Here is a 15,695-nt window from a genome sequence, read left to right on the forward strand (position 1 = left end):
CAAGTCAGGCTGTTCGCAGAAAAACTCTAAACAAAGAGACCACCCATCTATTTGATGGGTGGTAGGTCATCGATAAACTCCTATAATAGGAAGTGACTACAGTGCGCGCTACTACACTGCGGCCTCGATAACTTATACCCATATAAATTCTATGCACTAAAAAGGCTCCCGAAATAGGAGCCTTTTTTTCTTGTGTATTTATTTAGTTTTCGCGTTGGAATAATCTTTTGGTTTAATTCGCTTAATGTAGGATGGATTTGGTCGACCTAAGATTAATGGTACACGCTCAATCACGGTATCTGCAAACTCTAGGCCAAACCATGAAGCTGGGTTAGATGATAGGTTCTGCAGACGAACCCGAGCTTCAACCAGCCATTTTTCGTAACCAACCAGTTGCGTTTGGGGACTGATGACATCGTTAACGATAACGAATGAGAAGTCACCTACGTCACGACCGGGCGTGGTTGTGTATTCTTGTGGCTGCGGTTCGATCGTCCCATCGGCGATTAAGTCATTAACGATCTGCCGAATGTAGACGTTCACGCTAGTTTGCTTCTTGAATCCTAAGTAAAGCTGAATATTAATTACGTTCTTAGTGCCGTAAGTGTTAACCGCATATTCAGCAGTGAACGGTTCGTTAGTGACATTAACGGTGACGAACCAATAAGCCTTAGCCCGTTTAGGCCGTTTATCTAGGATTGAATAAAGAACTTCACGCTTAATGAACTTGTTGTACTTAACGTTAGCCATGTAGACTAAGTTAGTTGCGTAAGTTGGGTAATTTTCATCATGACTTAAATTAGTCAGCATGTCGGTGTATTCGTCTAAACGTACGTAGGCATTGCGTGATTCACGCTTGTCACGGACCCTGTTACCGTAGTACCAAACGTACATGATGAAGCCAATTACACCAGCGATGAAGAGTGAGACATAACCGCCGTGGTTGAACTTAGTTAAACTTGAGATCATGAACATGATATCGAGCACGCCAAAGAAGATTAAGAAAATCCAGTTCCAAATTGGGTTGATCTTCTTTAATACTAACCATTCGTAAAGCAAGATAGTGGTTGCAAGCATTGAAATCGTGATTGACAGACCATAGGCTGCTTCCATGTGGGCTGAAGTTTGGAAGTAAAGTACAATCGCGATAGTTGCGATACAGATTCCCTTGTTAATGGAAGGGATGTAGATCTGGCCCTTTTCGGTAGATGGGTAGTTGATATTCATTCTTGGCAAGAACTTTAAGCCACTGGCTTCAGCAACCAGCGTGAAGGAACCGGTGATTAAAGCCTGTGAAGCAATAACGGCGGCAATTGTGGCCAAGATAATGGCAAACAATCTGATGTTGGCTGGGATCATTTCAAAGAATGGATTCAATACCCAGCCACCAGCTGGACGGTAGGTTGGATTGTGCAAAATCCAAACGCCTTGACCGAAGTAGTTAAGTGATAAACAGACGAAGACGAATGGCCAAGAACCAATGATGTTGCCCTTGCCAACGTGGCCTACGTCTGAATATAGTGCCTCGGCACCGGTAGTGGCCAGGAAGATGGATCCTAAGATAAAGATCCCGGCCTTGTTGTACGGACTGAACAGCAACTTAATTGCGTACATTGGATTGATGGCAGCTAGAATTGACCAGTCGCCAGCCATGTTAATCACGCCCATGACACCTAGGAAAGTGAACCAAAGGAACATGATCGGACCGAAGGCCTTACCGATGATGCTGGTCCCCATCTTTTGAATAGAAAACAGCACTAGCAGGATGATCACGGTAATCGTAATAACCATGCCTTGGGTAGAAACAGGGATGCTGCCGCCAAAATGTAGACCCTTCAATCCTTCGATCGCGGTCGTTACAGTAACGGCTGGCGTTAAAGTACCATCGGCTAAGATTGCAGCCCCACCAATCAAGGCAGGCAAAACCAGCCACTTGGCATGCTTTCTAACCAGCGTGTAGAGGGCGAAGATCCCACCTTCACCGTGGTTGGTTGCCTTCAAAGCGATTACCACAGTCTGCAGGGTCGTTAGCAGGGTAACGGTCCACAATACAAGTGAAATAGACCCGACGATGAAGTCGCGGTTCACGTTGCCGATGCCGCCATTGCCTTCCACAATAGACTTCATAACATAAAGCGGACTAGTACCGATATCGCCGTAAACGATTCCGATGGCGATCAGTAAGCTAGCCGCGCTCATGTGTTTAGCTTTATTATTCATTTCAAATCTCCCACAAATTAAATTGTAGCTTTTAATAAAAAAAGAAAATGCCACGCTGGCATTTTCTTGATACATCCATTCTCGTCTATTTTAGGTTAGATTGCAAGTGAAAAAATGAAGATAAGTGATTAGGAAGATAGCGTTAAGATGTTTAATATAAGTGACAAATTTTGCGATTTTTGTTAGTCAGACTGAACAACTATAAAGTGCAAACAAAAAACTCCCGAAAATGGGAGCTTTTTCAATCTCAAATTATGAAAGTGATGAAGGAATCTTGGCACGTTGTTCTTCGTCCCATTTTTCCCATGCTTCGTGAGTGAGCATTTCTTCAGGCTTAACGCCAGTCTTATCAGCCATCACCTTAAGCAAGTTCTTGAAGTTGTAGTCGTGGTATTGCAATACGTGATCGATCAACTTCTTACGTGGGAAGTGAATGTTGTTCAATAGGTAGCTGTTGATGTCGACCATGTTGTGATTCTCATCGTAAAGGTTGATTACTTCAAGATCATCGGCGTCGAATTCAGCGATGTAGAAGTTAGCGAAGACCTTCAAGTAATCAGGTTGTTCCTTGAATTCTTCCTTAGGCATCGTAGTCTTGTTGGCTTCTGGCATAACGACTTTAAGATCGTCGTTTTCTTCGTTTTCTGTATCTGCTTGAACTTGTGCGTTCTTTTCTTCTTCAGTCAAAGTTGGTACCCCTTTATTAAAAAATAAACAGTGTAAAGTCAATAACAATTTTACTGATTTTTGCAAGTAAAAGCAAATTTTAGTGGTTGATAAAATTTAAAAAGAAAAAATAGCGTTTTTTTGCGTAATAAATAATGGAGGGGAAAATTCCTACTATTATTGAAATGAGGTACGCTATGGAAAAAACGCACGAGGGAAAACAATGGTATGGCTTCACTGAGGATCAGTTTTTTGGTGAGGTGATGAGTGGCAAGGACGAACAACATAATTTCTATAATTTGGAAATGCAAACGACGGATCAGAAAGACTTGGGTAAGCGACTTCGTTACTACGGTTCTCAGGATGTCGGATGGTGAAGGGCCCGTGAAGCGTTGGTATCGTTCGCTAGGTGTAGTAGACCGAACGGATGAGTTGAATGACGGAAAAGAAGAAATTATAATTAATTCAAAAGGAGATTTGGCTAGTGCACCGTATAACTTGGTGCCGTTAGTGAATCTGATGGAAGATTGGTACGATCAATTGGATCACTTGGCTGATGAAACACAGCAGAGAATCTATGACAAAATTCGACGGAAGATTACGCATATTAATGCAGACCCAGTTCGGAGGGATAAGATTATGGGCTTTGAAACAAAAATGGCAGAAGAACGCGAATACGGTAAGGAACAAGAAAGGAAGAATGGAGTACGGAAGGCAATAAGCATTAGTCGCCACCTGGGCATGCCAGATAGTAAGATTTTACCTGCATTGGTAGATGAATATCAAAAATCCTTCACTAAAGCTGAACTCGAGCAAATGATGAAGGAAGTTTAGTAAAAAATAAGAGTCACTACTCAACTGCAGTAGTGGCTCTTTCTTCTTAGTTCTTATTGTTAGCAGCGCTAGATTGGGTGCTGGATGATTGCTCGGATGAGGATTGGCTAGATTGCTTTTGGCTGCTGCTCTGGCTAGAATCATCATCACTGGAGCTAGAACTAGATTGGCTGGATTGCTCCTTCTTCTTACTTGATGAAGAGGAAGAATTCTTATCCTTATCTTGGTCCTTGTCTGATGAGCTGGAAGAATCCGATGAAACAGAGGAGTCGTCGTCCTTGCTTGAATCATCTTGATCCTTGCTTACATCATTGCTGCCGTGGTTATCTTGCTTATTATCAATCTTGCCTGATGAATTAGAATTATCCTGTGCGGTATGTTGTGCGGCATTGCTGTGGCTGATATAAGCACCGGCGCCGCCTCCACCTAAGATAAACATCGCTGCAATTACGCCCCCAAAGACTAGTTTCTTCATTATATGTAATCTCTCCCTTGAAAAAAGTTATTACAAATTTGGCCCGAATGGGATTTCAAATTGTCAGTACTAGTGTAAATCATTTAGGTGATAAGGTGAGAGAAACACACTCAAACTTTAGTAATTGTTAAGAAGGGATGATCGGGACTCTTATAATAAGGTAGTAAAGAAAAATTATAGTGATGAAGCTGCAGAAGAGAAAAACGGAATAATGTGCAATGATTCACAGAGAATTGTTTAGGAAAAGAATATACGAATATTACTTTTTTGGCTTACTTTGTTATACGTTTGTAAAATTACTTGAAACATAGAAAAGTGGTCTTAAGCCTGCATTTCTTGTTATGACTAGGTTTGCGGTATTTTTAATTTTTACAGGTTATAAGCTTATGTGTTAGTAAGAATAAGAGAAATATTACAAAAGGTGTTTTTCAATCAATTTAACTTGCTATTTCTTGTTGAGGTTAGTACAATATGAATCGTGGTAAGTAATAGGACGTGCTTCAGGCGTGTGGCCTGTACGCATGCTGATCCTTCAGCATTGACTACTACCTCGCGAGAGTTATAAACTCGTGGATCATGTCTCGAAGGGTTTTGTACATTATAGGCTCCTGCACATGCTGAAACCCTATGGCCTGTTACATTTTGTATATTTCAAGGAGGAAAAGACCACATGAAGAAAAATTTAAGAATTGTTAGCGCTGCTGCTGCTGCTTTATTAGCTGTTGCTCCTGTCGCTGCTTCTGGTGTCGTTGCACCTGCTAACACTGTTTCTGCTGCTGCTAAGAAAAATATTACTAACGAAGCTCCAACAAAGCTTGGTAGCGTAGACATTGGTACTGTTAGCTTAGACCGTGCTACTAATACACCATTTACTGTTAAGTTAAATGATACTCAACGTGCTATTCTTGCAGCTGCTGCTGGTGCTAAGGCTGGTGTTAAGGATGCAGAAATTAACAACATCTTTGTTGCTTCTGCTGAAAACCAAGAAAATGGTGAAATTAAACAAACCCTTGTATTTACTCTTAAGGGTCAAAGTGTTTCTTACACTACTGATGTAACTGCTAAGTTTGCTAGTCAACAAGGTACTCCATACTTCTATCAAACAAAGAACAACACTATTTTAAACAACGGTGATACTGTTTCTCTTGATACTATTGCCAACGGCTTTACTCCAGCTTCACTTTTAAGTGATATTGCTGGTGAAAAGGGTATTGTTGCTGCTAAGACTAGTGATGCTTCAAATGACGGTGCAACTATCACTACTACTGCATCAGATGTTGAAAGTCAATTAATTGCTCAAGGCTTAAAGCGCGCTTTAAACGGTGAATTTGATTACCCAGCAAACGGCTTCAACCTTAAGTTGACTGCTAAGTCAGAAAACGGCAACACTGCTTCAATCACTGTTAGAGTTAACTCAAAAGTTAACTACAACGCTCCTGCATTCGTAGTTAACAACAAGGTTTACTACAGTGGTAACATTGAAGCTACTGACATTAGCAAAGTAGATAATAACATTATCGTTAATGGCCTTGACAATAATGATAAGTACAGTGCAGATGTTGTAAAGGCTGATGTTATTGCACACGTTCAAAGTGCATATGGTAATAACAAGCATGCTACTGCTGTTGCTGAATTGAAAGATAACGAAGCTACTAAGGCTGTAATCAACAGCTCAAAGATTAGTGTTGATTCAAGCAGCGTAAAGAGCGAACCAGGTATTTACCCAGTAATCGTTACTGCTACTAACCCAGCAGGTTTGACTTCTAAGCTTACTGTTAAAGTTATCGTTATGGGTAGTGAACATCAAGCACCAGTTCAATACGCAAAGGCTGATAACACTAAGGTTTACAACATCAACGGTAATGTTGTAAGTGAAACCAAGACTACCCTTAAGAAGGATCAAGCTGTTAAGACCTTTGACTCAGTAACTATTGATGGCGTTCAATACACTCAAATTAATAGTGAAAACTCAAATGAATGGGTAAAGGCTTCAGACTTAACTGCTACTAAGCCAGCTCCAGAACCAGAAACTGTAGCCAGCGTATCAAAGACCATTATGCACAACGCTTACTACTACAACAAGGAAGGTCAACGTGTAGGTACTGAAAAGGCTACCCGTTACGACTCAGTAACTGTTGCTCCTAAGACTACTACTATCAACGGCAAGACTTACTACCAAGTAGTAGAAAACGGCAAGGCTGTTGATAAGTACATCAACGCTGGCAACATCGATGGTACCAAGCGTACTTTGAAGCACAACGCATACGTTTACAAGACTTCAAAGAAGCGTGCCAAGAAGGTTGTTCTTAAGAAGGGCGACACTGTAACTACTTACGGTGCTTCATACAAGTTCAAGAACGGCAAGCGTTACTACAAGATCGGTAACAACACTGACAAGACTTACGTTAAGGTTGCAAACTTTAGATAAGTCGCACAACAGTGCTAACTAACATAAAAGGCAGAGCAAACGCTCTGTCTTTTTGTTTTGGATTCAAATAAGGAATTAATCATGAAAAAAGTAAAATTATTCAGTCTGGCAACGGCTACATTACTGGCTGTATCACCAGTTGTATCAATCCCAACAGCTTCAGTTGCTCAAGCTGCGCAAGTATCTAATGTTAGTTCAAGTGATATCTATAATCATTTCCTGAGAAATACTAAGATTATGGAAAATGGCCATCAAGTTAATGGCAACGTATTTATCAATAATCCAAGATTATCACATAATACCAATTCCGTAGATATTCCTAGTTCTACTCAGTTGGTAAATGGTACTTATCAGCTTTCCGCAACGATTAATGTATCAGGATTTACGCCTTCTTCTAAAGATAGAACCTTTGATATTGTAGATAACTACGGCAATATTATTGGTACAGTAAGTGCTGCAGCCAATAGTTCTTTGGCTCAAGGTGGCAGTGACTTTGAGTTTAAGGTTTCTAATGGTAAAATTGGCAAGTCTAGTTTAGGTACTATCGCAAATAATAGTTCTAAGCCTAAACCAAAGAAACACGCCAAAAAGCATCATGCTAAGAAGCGTCATAAGAAATCACACAAGAAGTCACATAAAAAGCATCATAAGAAAGCTCATAGAAGATCTTCCAAAAGATAATTATGTTCATAAGAAAGCCGGCAATTGCCGGCTTTTTCTTTTAATTAAAATGATATAAATTTCAATAAGATTCAAGTATAATGGTTGTGTAGCCTAATTTTACGAGGAGGATATTATTATGAGTAGAGCTAAATATTTCTTTTCAAATGCGGAAGAATTATTATCATACTTAGAAGCAAAACTAGATAACCCTACTCCGTTAAAAATCCAAAAATCTTTATACTTTTTATGGGCCTTTTATGCAGCAACATATGGTAGCATTGACTATTCTCATAAGAGTGAATTCTCTCAAACTGATAAATACCGAATTATAAAACCTAATAAAAACTAATATTCCTAATAGCTTTTATCATGTCTCACTCACTCTAGCTTTTGCTAGAGCGATTTTTTTAAGCGTTAAGCTCTGTGGGTACGGTTGAACGCGGCGCGGTTAATATTTCTATTACCCTATTAATAGGGACTGGCTTTGATCTGCCCCACATGAAGGTTCTTCGATTCTTGTTTTTCTTTAGCCTAGGAACATTCCCTAGCTCTAAGAATGGACTTAAAGTCCTTTGCGACATGTCCTCAGCTTAGCTGATAAAAGGAGAGGCATTCCGCCTTTCGCTTTGTGGCAGTCGACTTATTTAATAATTCTTCTTAACTGGCAATTCTTTGATCAAGAATTGCTTTTACTTTTTTATATGGCGTATAAAGCGTAATTTCTTTATCTGTGGCTCTTGCTAGGATATTCTTTGATGCAGCGATATTACAGTCCATTTCTCCACAATTAGGACATAAGGTCTTTTCATTGTGCTTGCCAAATCTTACGATAAAGTGCCGTCCGCAATTTGGACAATATTGGGAAGTGTAGGCTGGGTTAACGTCTTTAAAGTCAATGCCATATTGCTGGCAATAATACTCTAAACGTTCATTTAATACTCCTTTAGTCCATGAGGAAAGATTGCGTCTAACTTGGCGTTCATATTTACTGCCTTTCTTAGCTATTTTTTCCTTAGTAAAGGTCAAATCTTCTTTAACAATCAAACTTGGTGTTTCCAGCTTAATCATTGTTTTAATTGCATGGTTAATTTTGCTTTCAAGACAAGCATGATAAGATGCGTGGCGCTTATCTTTGCGCTTATGACCAATATTATTAGCGTTCAACTTGTTTAATTGCCTAGTTAATTGCTTTTTCTTGATAATTTGTTTAGGTATATTGGCGTTTTTTAGCTGATTAAGCTTTTTCTTTAATTGATAGCGATAACCGTAATAAGGATTGCGTCTAGCTAAGTATTGGCTTTCCTGTTCAATTTCAGGTCTAGTAAACTGGCTAAAACCTTTGCCATATTCACGACCACTACTGCAAGAAACCAGCGTGGCAAGCCCTTTATCAATACCGAGTTTAGTGCCTGCTTGATATTCTTTCTTTTGTCTAACTTTAATTACCTTATGAATTTCAATCCGCTTTTTATCGCGATCTAAGATAATTTGTAAATTGCCATTTAAACGATAATGCCATGGACTTGTCAGCTTTAAACTAAATCTCTTTCTTGATACATGCGATGAAATGGCAAGCTCTTCTAGCTGATCGCCGGTAAACTTGTACATGCTTTCATCATAAGTCATAGATTTATTTAAGCTATGATGCTTTCGAGGAGTATATTTATAGCGTCTAGTTAATCTGCTTAAATATGAATAAGCATGTTTTCTTTGTTTAGGCGTAACAGCTTCTTCTAATTCTGCTAGGTGCTTTTGCAATCCGTGAGACAAATCTAAAAGTACTGCTTGATTGTTGGTTAAGGCATAATACCACAACTCTCTAATGGAAAGCAGATAGTAGATCAAGTGTCTTTCATCTTTATCTATTGCCTCATTTGCTTGCACGACTCTACGAATTTGGTTAGCTAAATTACTCCACATCGAATTGATGTTGGCACAAGCATCGCTTAATGCGTAACACCAATGTTTATCTAAGAAATTGTATTTGGCTACATACTTTTTGTTTTGCTTAGAGCCTTTAATTTGATCACGTAATTTGCGATACTGCTTAACATCAAGCATATGACTGATGCCACAATATTGATTTAGAAACATATTGCGACATTTGCCATAATTTATAAAAAGCTGATCTAATTTAGTATAAGTATCTTCATCAAGCTTAAGCGAGTATGCTCTAACGGTCTTTGAATAGCTCTTGATTGGTTTTGATGATCTTTTCATTATGATGGCTTCTCTTTCCATAAAGCTTAGCAGAATAAACAGTAATAACTGAAAGCACATCGTCTACTAGCTCTTCATTAGAGCTTTCGGCTTTGGTTTGATTAATAACTGTTATTTCAACATCGTTTTCTTGGCATATGTCTTCAATTAATTCAAAACCAAATCTAACTAAACGATCCTGATAATTGACTACTACTTGACTGCATTGCTGGGTGCAGATCAGATGAATCAGCTCTTTTAAGCCTTTTTTGTGATAATTAAGCCCTGAACCAATATCAGAAATAATCTTAAACGGCTTGCCTTGCATTTCACAGAAATTAGTAACTACTGCTATTTGACGCTTTAAATTATTTTTTTGTCCGGCAGAAGAGACACGACAATAGCCAATTATCAATTTATCTTTGGATACTGGCTTGGCAGGCTTTTTCCCTGCTAGTGCATCATCCAGCATTTGCGGGGTATATCTTCTTTGATTTCCAGCAGTTCTGATTGGCTTAATAATTCCTTTTCTTTCCCACAGCCTTAGAGTAGGAATTGCGATATTTAAATATTTAGAAGCTTGTCCGATAGATAAATACTTGGGTAATTGTGTATTGGATGCCATAAAAAAACTCCTCAACTTTCGTTAAGGAGATTATATCACTTATTGACATAAATTAACAGATAATATCATTTTTTAGTATTTATCTTGTTAACTGCTGATAACCCTCCATTATTTATTACGCAAAAAAGACCTATTTTTTTCTTTAGATTTAAACTCTTCCAAATTTTCCTTTCAAAATCAGTTCTCTATTTTCAGAATTACAAAAATATGCATTTTCACATAAAAATGCAGTAATAGGAATATTACTTTTTGCCTACAAATACGCTAGAAAGCTTGTTTAACGCGGAATTCGCATATACAATAGAAAGTGTTATATTTAGGAGGAAAATTCATGAAGAAGAGACTTTTGACTAGCATTGCTTGTGCAGCAGTGTTGACTTCCACTGTGCTGCCAGCTGCTAATTATGTTGTTCAGCCTCAAAGCCAAAAGGTTTCTGCGGCGACTTTGGATCAGAATGCTTTCTTGAAAAAAGCCGCTAAACAAGCTGAAAAAGCTGCTAAGAAATATGGTACATATCCATCAGTAATGATTGCTCAAGCCATTGTTGAATCTGGCTGGGGTCAATCAGGCTTAGCCGTTAATACCAACAATCTTTTTGGTGTGAAGGCTGATGCCAGCTGGGTTGAACCAACTTACTCTGCCAGAACTCGCGAAGAGAAGAATGGCAAGAGCTATTACATTAACGCCAAGTTTAGAAAATATAATTCTTTTGAAGAATCATTCGAAGATAATGGTAAGAAGTTGCGTGAAGGCGTGTCCTGGCAACCATTACGCTACAAGGGTGCTTGGATTGAAAATGCCAACACCTACGCTGAAGCAACTAAGTCTCTTACTGGAACTTATGCGACAGCCAGCAACTATGATGTTGCCCTTAATTCCAGAATTACCAGCCACAATCTGAACAAGTACGATCCAGTGATTTCTAGAACCGCTAAGAACTACACAGTAAGCAAGTCTGGTTCTACTTACAACTGGCCAACTGATCACTCAATTGCCAAGGCAATTGGCTCTGTAAAGGCTGGCGAGAAGGTCATTGTTACTAAGACCATCACTTACCGCAACGGTTCAACCAGAATGTACATTAACGGCAAGGGTTGGATCAACGGTACTTCTTTAGGTCACAGCACTAAGACTACCGAACCAATCACTCAGGCACCTAAGGGCGCAGCCAAGGTAGAGAAGAACTTAATGCACAATGCTTATGTTTATAACGAAAAGGGCAAGCGTGTTAAGGGCAAGATGTACAAGGTCAGCGATGACGAAGGCAGCAAGTTGATTGCTACCTACGGCACCAAGACCATTAACAAGAAGATCTACTACCGTGTGGGTGAGAATGAATACATCGCTGCCGGCAATATTGACGGTACCTTGAGATTCTTGAAGCACAATGCTTATGTCTATAACCAATTTGGCAATCGTGACAACAACTTGAAGCACAAGAAGAACCAGCAACTCGCAACTTACGGCAGTGCTGTGAAGATTAACGGCAAGAAGTACTACAGAATCGGTATTCGTCAATACGTCAAGAAGTCGAACTTCATGTAACATAAGGAGGGCCTTACGTGAACATAAAAAAAGCCTCTATTACCTTAATTACAATAATTAGTCTATTAGGAGTGGCGTTTAATTTTAAAATTGATCACGTTCAGGCCGCTTCAATTAATTCCATCGCTAAGAAGTACAAGTATAGTGGGGTAACCTATCTATACAAGATGCTTAAGCTAGAAGGGATTAAGTATAATAAATTCCCTGGAGTTGAATATCAAAGTGGCAAGCCTGAGGGCATCGTCGTGCATGAGACCGATGACCCAGGTGCTACCGCCCATGATGAGGCAATTTATTTCAACCGGGAATGGATGAACATCAATGCTTACGTGCATGCCTTTGTTGATAGCAAGCAAGTTATCCAGATGCGGTCACCTGACAGGGGTACTTGGGGAGCTGGTCCTCAAGCTAACGATCGTTTCATTCAGATTGAGCTGTGTGAAGAAGATAGTCGGGATGCTTTTGCTAAGTCGATCAACAATGACGCAATCTATATTGCCAAATTGCTCCATCGTTATGATCTGAAGCCTGACAATGCCTGCGAAGATGGCGAAGGGACAATCTGGTCGCACCATGCGGTTAGCACCTTCTTAGGTGGCACTGACCACGTTGACCCTGATGGCTATTTTGCCAAGTGGGGCTACAGCATGGATCAGTTCTATTCCTTGATTAAGTATTACTATGACTTGCAAGACAAGAATAGTGACAAGAAGACCAAGGATCCGAACAAGACTAAGGAAGAATTGCCGGTAGTTCAAGGTGCGGTTACTCTCGGCCATGACGCTTATGTCTATAACAGCAAGGGCAAACGGACTAAGACGCTCAAGAAGGCTGGCAGTCCGGTAGTGGTTCGCGGCTACAAGTTGATCAACAAGAAGAAGTACTACGAGATTGGCAAGAACCAGTACGTTGTAGCTTCTAACATTGACGCAACCGCTAGAGTCGTGAACAAGGATACCTACTTACGCACGCGCTTAGGCCGCATCGAAAAAGAGAATCTTGTTAAGAAGGGCAGGCGAGTATTAACTTACGGCAGTCAAATCAAGATTAAAGGTCAAAAGTACTATGCATTGAATGCTACACAATATGTGTTGGCCAGTGACATTGATTAATCAGAATGCGTCTTATTCTAAATAATAGGAATAGGACGTATTTTTTTGTATAATTGCACTGATGAAAGGGGAGTATAATGGCACAATTATCGCTATTTTTAGTCGTCTTATTAGCATTGGTGATACCAATCTTGATGGCGCGTTTTCAAATTAGTAATGTTCCAACCGCTGTGGCCGAGATCATTGTCGGCATTATCATGGGGTCCAGCGGTTTTAATCTGGTTTCTGCAACCCATGATTTAACTTTTTTGTCGAATCTGGGTGTGATCTTGCTGATGTTTCTGTCAGGGATGGAGATCAATTTTGATTTATTAACTAGGAAGAATAATCCTAAGGGAAAGTCGCAGTCGGGGAAGACGGTCGATCCGTTAAAGACTGCGGTAACGGCATTTATTAGCATTGTGGTAACAGCCGTGGTACTGGCTTTCGTCTTGAAGCTAGTTGGCCTCTTCAGCGAGGTAATGCTAGCTGCGATTATCTTAATGACCGTGGCCCTTGGAGTAGTTATCGCGACCTTAAAGGAAAAGGATATTCTAGGGCGGCCGATTGGGCAAACAATTTTGCTTACCGCCGTCATGGGCGAAGTTATTCCGTTGATGTTATTAACAATTTATGCCTCAATTAATGGAGGCAACGAGGAACAACTGTGGCTGATTATCTTGCTATTCATCGCTGCTATTTTTTTATTGCGGCGCTTCAAGCAGCCATATTTGTGGTTTGCCAAGGTGACGAAAGCCACGACGCAGCTGGATATTCGATTAGCCTTTTTCCTTATTTTTGCTTTAGTGACAGTCGCTGAAAGTGTGGGTGCCGAAAATATCTTGGGTGCCTTTTTAGCCGGTATGGTGATGAAACTGTTAGAGCCCAGTGAATCAACCAAGGACAAGTTGACCTCGATTGGCTACGGCTTCTTTATTCCAATTTTCTTCATTATGACTGGCGTTGGCTTGAACTTGCGGTCATTATTTGCTCATCCAGCATCCTTAATGCTCTTACCGGTCTTGGTAATCTTTTTGTTCTTAGCAAAAGTGCCAGTAGTCTTGGTGTATATGAAATATTTCTGCAAGAGAAATGCCTTTGCTGGTGGATTTTTGACTGCAACAACGATTACGATTGTTTTGCCAACTTTGCAAGTAGCCCGCAAACTGCACGCGATTACTTCTACACAGTCAGATGCTTTTATTCTGGCAGCGGTCATTGTTTGCATCCTTAGTCCGATTGTCTTTAACAAGAATTTTGTCTTGACTAAGGAAGACAAGATCAAGAAGCGGGTTGTAATTATTGGTGCAAATGTCTTCACGGTACCCGTAGCGCATGATTTGCATGCTAATTGGTACTCAGTCAAGATGTTTACTGATAAGAAGGACCAATATGAGACTTATGATAGCCGCGTGAAGAATTTAACCTTTTTGCCAGATCTGAAGCAAGCAACCTTGGAAAAGGCTGGTGCCTTTGATTGTGATATCTTGGTAGCCTCTAACCATGCCGATGAAGACAATATCAAGATTGCTAAGATTGCTAAGTATGAAGGCGTAAATCGCGTGATTGCGCGGTTAAGCGAAGTGACGAGCGATACTTTAGCTGAACTTAAGGCAAAAGGTATTGAGATCTTCAACTTTACCAATGTTCATGCTGCCTTGATGTGGGCGATGATTGAGTCGCCAGCGGTTTACCGAATCATGACGGATACCAAAAATGTGCTGTATTCTGTTCAGGTGAAGAACACGTCTTATACGGGACGGCAGTTAATGGATCTGGAATTCATTGATCAGATTACGGTTAGTCGTATTCGTCGTGGGGATGAATGGTTGACGCCGCATGGTAATACGGTGATTGAACCAGACGACATTTTAGTCTTCTCAGGTGAATTCAAGGCCGCTGATCGTGTGCGCGACTTGTTAAGTCGTGGATAGAAAATAAAAACACCCAGGAATTATTTCCCGGGTGTTAATTTTTATTCCATTGAATTCCGTGCTGCTACTAAAATTTGCATAGTTTCTAGCGTATTAACGAAGGCCGCGTCAGCTTTACGCGTGTCATGTTGATCAATCATTTGGCTAAAAGCGTTGAATTCACTAGCCATTCGGTGCGGATATTTGTTTAAGTTGTAACGCTTAGGTTGCTGGTTACGCATTTCGATCGTGAAGTTATCCAGCGTTCCGGTTGAGCCATCGAAGTAGATGCTGCCTTTTTCTCCTTCGATAAAGGAGCGTGGCGTTACGTAGCTATCTTTGCTGGCGGTGAGGGATGCCTGCTTGTCGTTATAAGAAAGATGCAAGGTACCAGAAGTATCAACGCCTTTTTGCATATTGGCATAATACTTCGCTTCATCGGGCAAGCCAAATAGTGCTGCTGCCAGGTGAATGTTATAGATATTCAGATCCATCAAGGCACCACCGTCTTTTTTAGGATCAAAGACTGGGGCAATTTCACCTTTTAAAAAGGCGTCATAACGGCTAGAATATTGCGTGTAATTCAAGTTTACGATGTGAATCGGCGCGATCTTAGGCAACTCTTCTTGAATACGTTTGAAATTCTCTAAATAGAGATTGGTAATTGCTTCAACGATGATTAAATCATGCTCGTCAGCAATTTGTTTTAATTTCTTGGCTTGATCTACGCTTAAGACAAAAGGCTTTTCACAGATAACATTTTTGCCATGCTCTAATGCGGCTTTGGCTACTTCATAATGCAAGAAGTTTGGCCCTGCCACATAGACTGTGTCAACAGCAGGATCTGCCATCATCTTTTCATTATCTGTATAAACTTTTTGAATATTATATTTTTTAGCTAATTCCTGGGCAATATGTTCACTACGCTTGGTAGTTGAGATTGCTGCTAATTCTAAGTTGTTAATTTGATCAGCGGTAGTTAAAAAATCGTGAACGATCATGCCACTGCCGACAATTCCTAATTTCATTATTTTA

General features: G+C 40.1%; 14 protein-coding genes. 8 read left to right on the forward strand and 6 right to left on the reverse strand.

The annotated features are described in order from the left end of the window. Positions 1-198: 198 nt before the first annotated feature. Together ICI50_RS01070 and ICI50_RS01075 are read right to left on the reverse strand one after the other, a co-directional pair. Positions 199-2,220 carry a KUP/HAK/KT family potassium transporter gene (locus ICI50_RS01070; protein WP_188891779.1) on the reverse strand — a complete coding sequence of 674 codons (2,022 nt, stop codon included), beginning with the start codon at positions 2,218-2,220 and terminating at the stop codon, positions 199-201. A 252-nt stretch (positions 2,221-2,472) separates the two neighbouring features. Continuing rightward, positions 2,473-2,907, reverse strand: a complete 435-nt coding sequence (locus ICI50_RS01075) for a hypothetical protein (RefSeq protein ID WP_188891781.1) — start codon at positions 2,905-2,907, stop codon at positions 2,473-2,475. A 176-nt stretch (positions 2,908-3,083) separates the two neighbouring features. Here ICI50_RS01075 and ICI50_RS01080 point away from each other — a divergent pair, with 176 nt between their 5' ends. Further along, positions 3,084-3,263, forward strand: coding sequence for a hypothetical protein (locus tag ICI50_RS01080; protein ID WP_188891783.1), 180 nt, complete (start codon positions 3,084-3,086; stop codon positions 3,261-3,263). Between the two features lie 7 nt (positions 3,264-3,270). Further along, positions 3,271-3,720 (forward strand): hypothetical protein, encoded by a 450-nt coding sequence (locus ICI50_RS10715; protein ID WP_244040397.1) that lies wholly within the window; start codon positions 3,271-3,273, stop codon positions 3,718-3,720. A gap of 46 nt (positions 3,721-3,766) precedes the next feature. On the opposite strand, the gene ICI50_RS01090 is transcribed toward ICI50_RS10715, so the two are convergent. After that, on the reverse strand, positions 3,767-4,195 hold the full coding sequence (locus ICI50_RS01090) for a hypothetical protein (protein ID WP_054640637.1): 429 nt from the start codon (positions 4,193-4,195) through the stop codon (positions 3,767-3,769). Positions 4,196-4,865: 670 nt separating this feature from the next. Here ICI50_RS01090 and ICI50_RS01095 point away from each other — a divergent pair. From ICI50_RS01095 to ICI50_RS01105, 3 genes are all read left to right on the forward strand, one after another. Beyond that, positions 4,866-6,623, forward strand: a complete 1,758-nt coding sequence (locus ICI50_RS01095; RefSeq protein WP_244040398.1) for an SLAP domain-containing protein — start codon at positions 4,866-4,868, stop codon at positions 6,621-6,623. An 81-nt stretch (positions 6,624-6,704) separates the two neighbouring features. Beyond that, entirely contained in the window at positions 6,705-7,304 is a 600-nt protein-coding gene (locus ICI50_RS01100) for a hypothetical protein (protein ID WP_188891785.1), read from the forward strand. A 118-nt stretch (positions 7,305-7,422) separates the two neighbouring features. Further along, complete coding sequence (locus ICI50_RS01105) at positions 7,423-7,635, forward strand: hypothetical protein (protein WP_056941125.1); 213 nt, start codon at positions 7,423-7,425, stop codon at positions 7,633-7,635. A gap of 308 nt (positions 7,636-7,943) precedes the next feature. Here ICI50_RS01105 and ICI50_RS01110 read toward each other — a convergent pair whose 3' ends face one another. Both ICI50_RS01110 and ICI50_RS01115 read right to left on the reverse strand, forming a co-directional pair. Further along, entirely contained in the window at positions 7,944-9,506 is a 1,563-nt protein-coding gene (locus ICI50_RS01110) for an RNA-guided endonuclease TnpB family protein (RefSeq protein ID WP_244964963.1), read from the reverse strand. Next, positions 9,460-10,110, reverse strand: a complete 651-nt coding sequence (locus ICI50_RS01115) for an IS607-like element ISLhe9 family transposase (protein ID WP_013853732.1) — start codon at positions 10,108-10,110, stop codon at positions 9,460-9,462. Before ICI50_RS01115 ends, ICI50_RS01110 begins: the two co-directional genes overlap by 47 nt. 331 nt (positions 10,111-10,441) lie before the next feature. Between ICI50_RS01115 and ICI50_RS01120 the strand changes: the two genes are divergently transcribed. The 3 genes from ICI50_RS01120 (at position 10,442) to ICI50_RS01130 (ending at position 14,681) form a co-directional block, all read left to right on the forward strand. Next, positions 10,442-11,656, forward strand: coding sequence for an SLAP domain-containing protein (locus tag ICI50_RS01120; protein ID WP_013855238.1), 1,215 nt, complete (start codon positions 10,442-10,444; stop codon positions 11,654-11,656). A gap of 17 nt (positions 11,657-11,673) precedes the next feature. Beyond that, complete coding sequence (locus ICI50_RS01125) at positions 11,674-12,768, forward strand: SLAP domain-containing protein (protein ID WP_188891787.1); 1,095 nt, start codon at positions 11,674-11,676, stop codon at positions 12,766-12,768. Between the two features lie 77 nt (positions 12,769-12,845). Continuing rightward, the gene (locus ICI50_RS01130; protein WP_188891789.1) at positions 12,846-14,681 is read left to right on the forward strand and encodes a monovalent cation:proton antiporter family protein; all 1,836 of its coding nucleotides are present in this window, start codon (positions 12,846-12,848) and stop codon (positions 14,679-14,681) included. A 41-nt stretch (positions 14,682-14,722) separates the two neighbouring features. Here the strand turns inward: ICI50_RS01130 and ICI50_RS01135 are convergent, their stop codons facing one another. Further along, entirely contained in the window at positions 14,723-15,688 is a 966-nt protein-coding gene (locus ICI50_RS01135; RefSeq protein WP_188891791.1) for a Gfo/Idh/MocA family protein, read from the reverse strand. Positions 15,689-15,695: the final 7 nt, after the last annotated feature.

Origin of the sequence: Lactobacillus kefiranofaciens, assembly GCF_014656585.1 — a bacterium.
Taxonomy (GTDB): Bacteria; Bacillota; Bacilli; order Lactobacillales; family Lactobacillaceae; genus Lactobacillus; species Lactobacillus kefiranofaciens.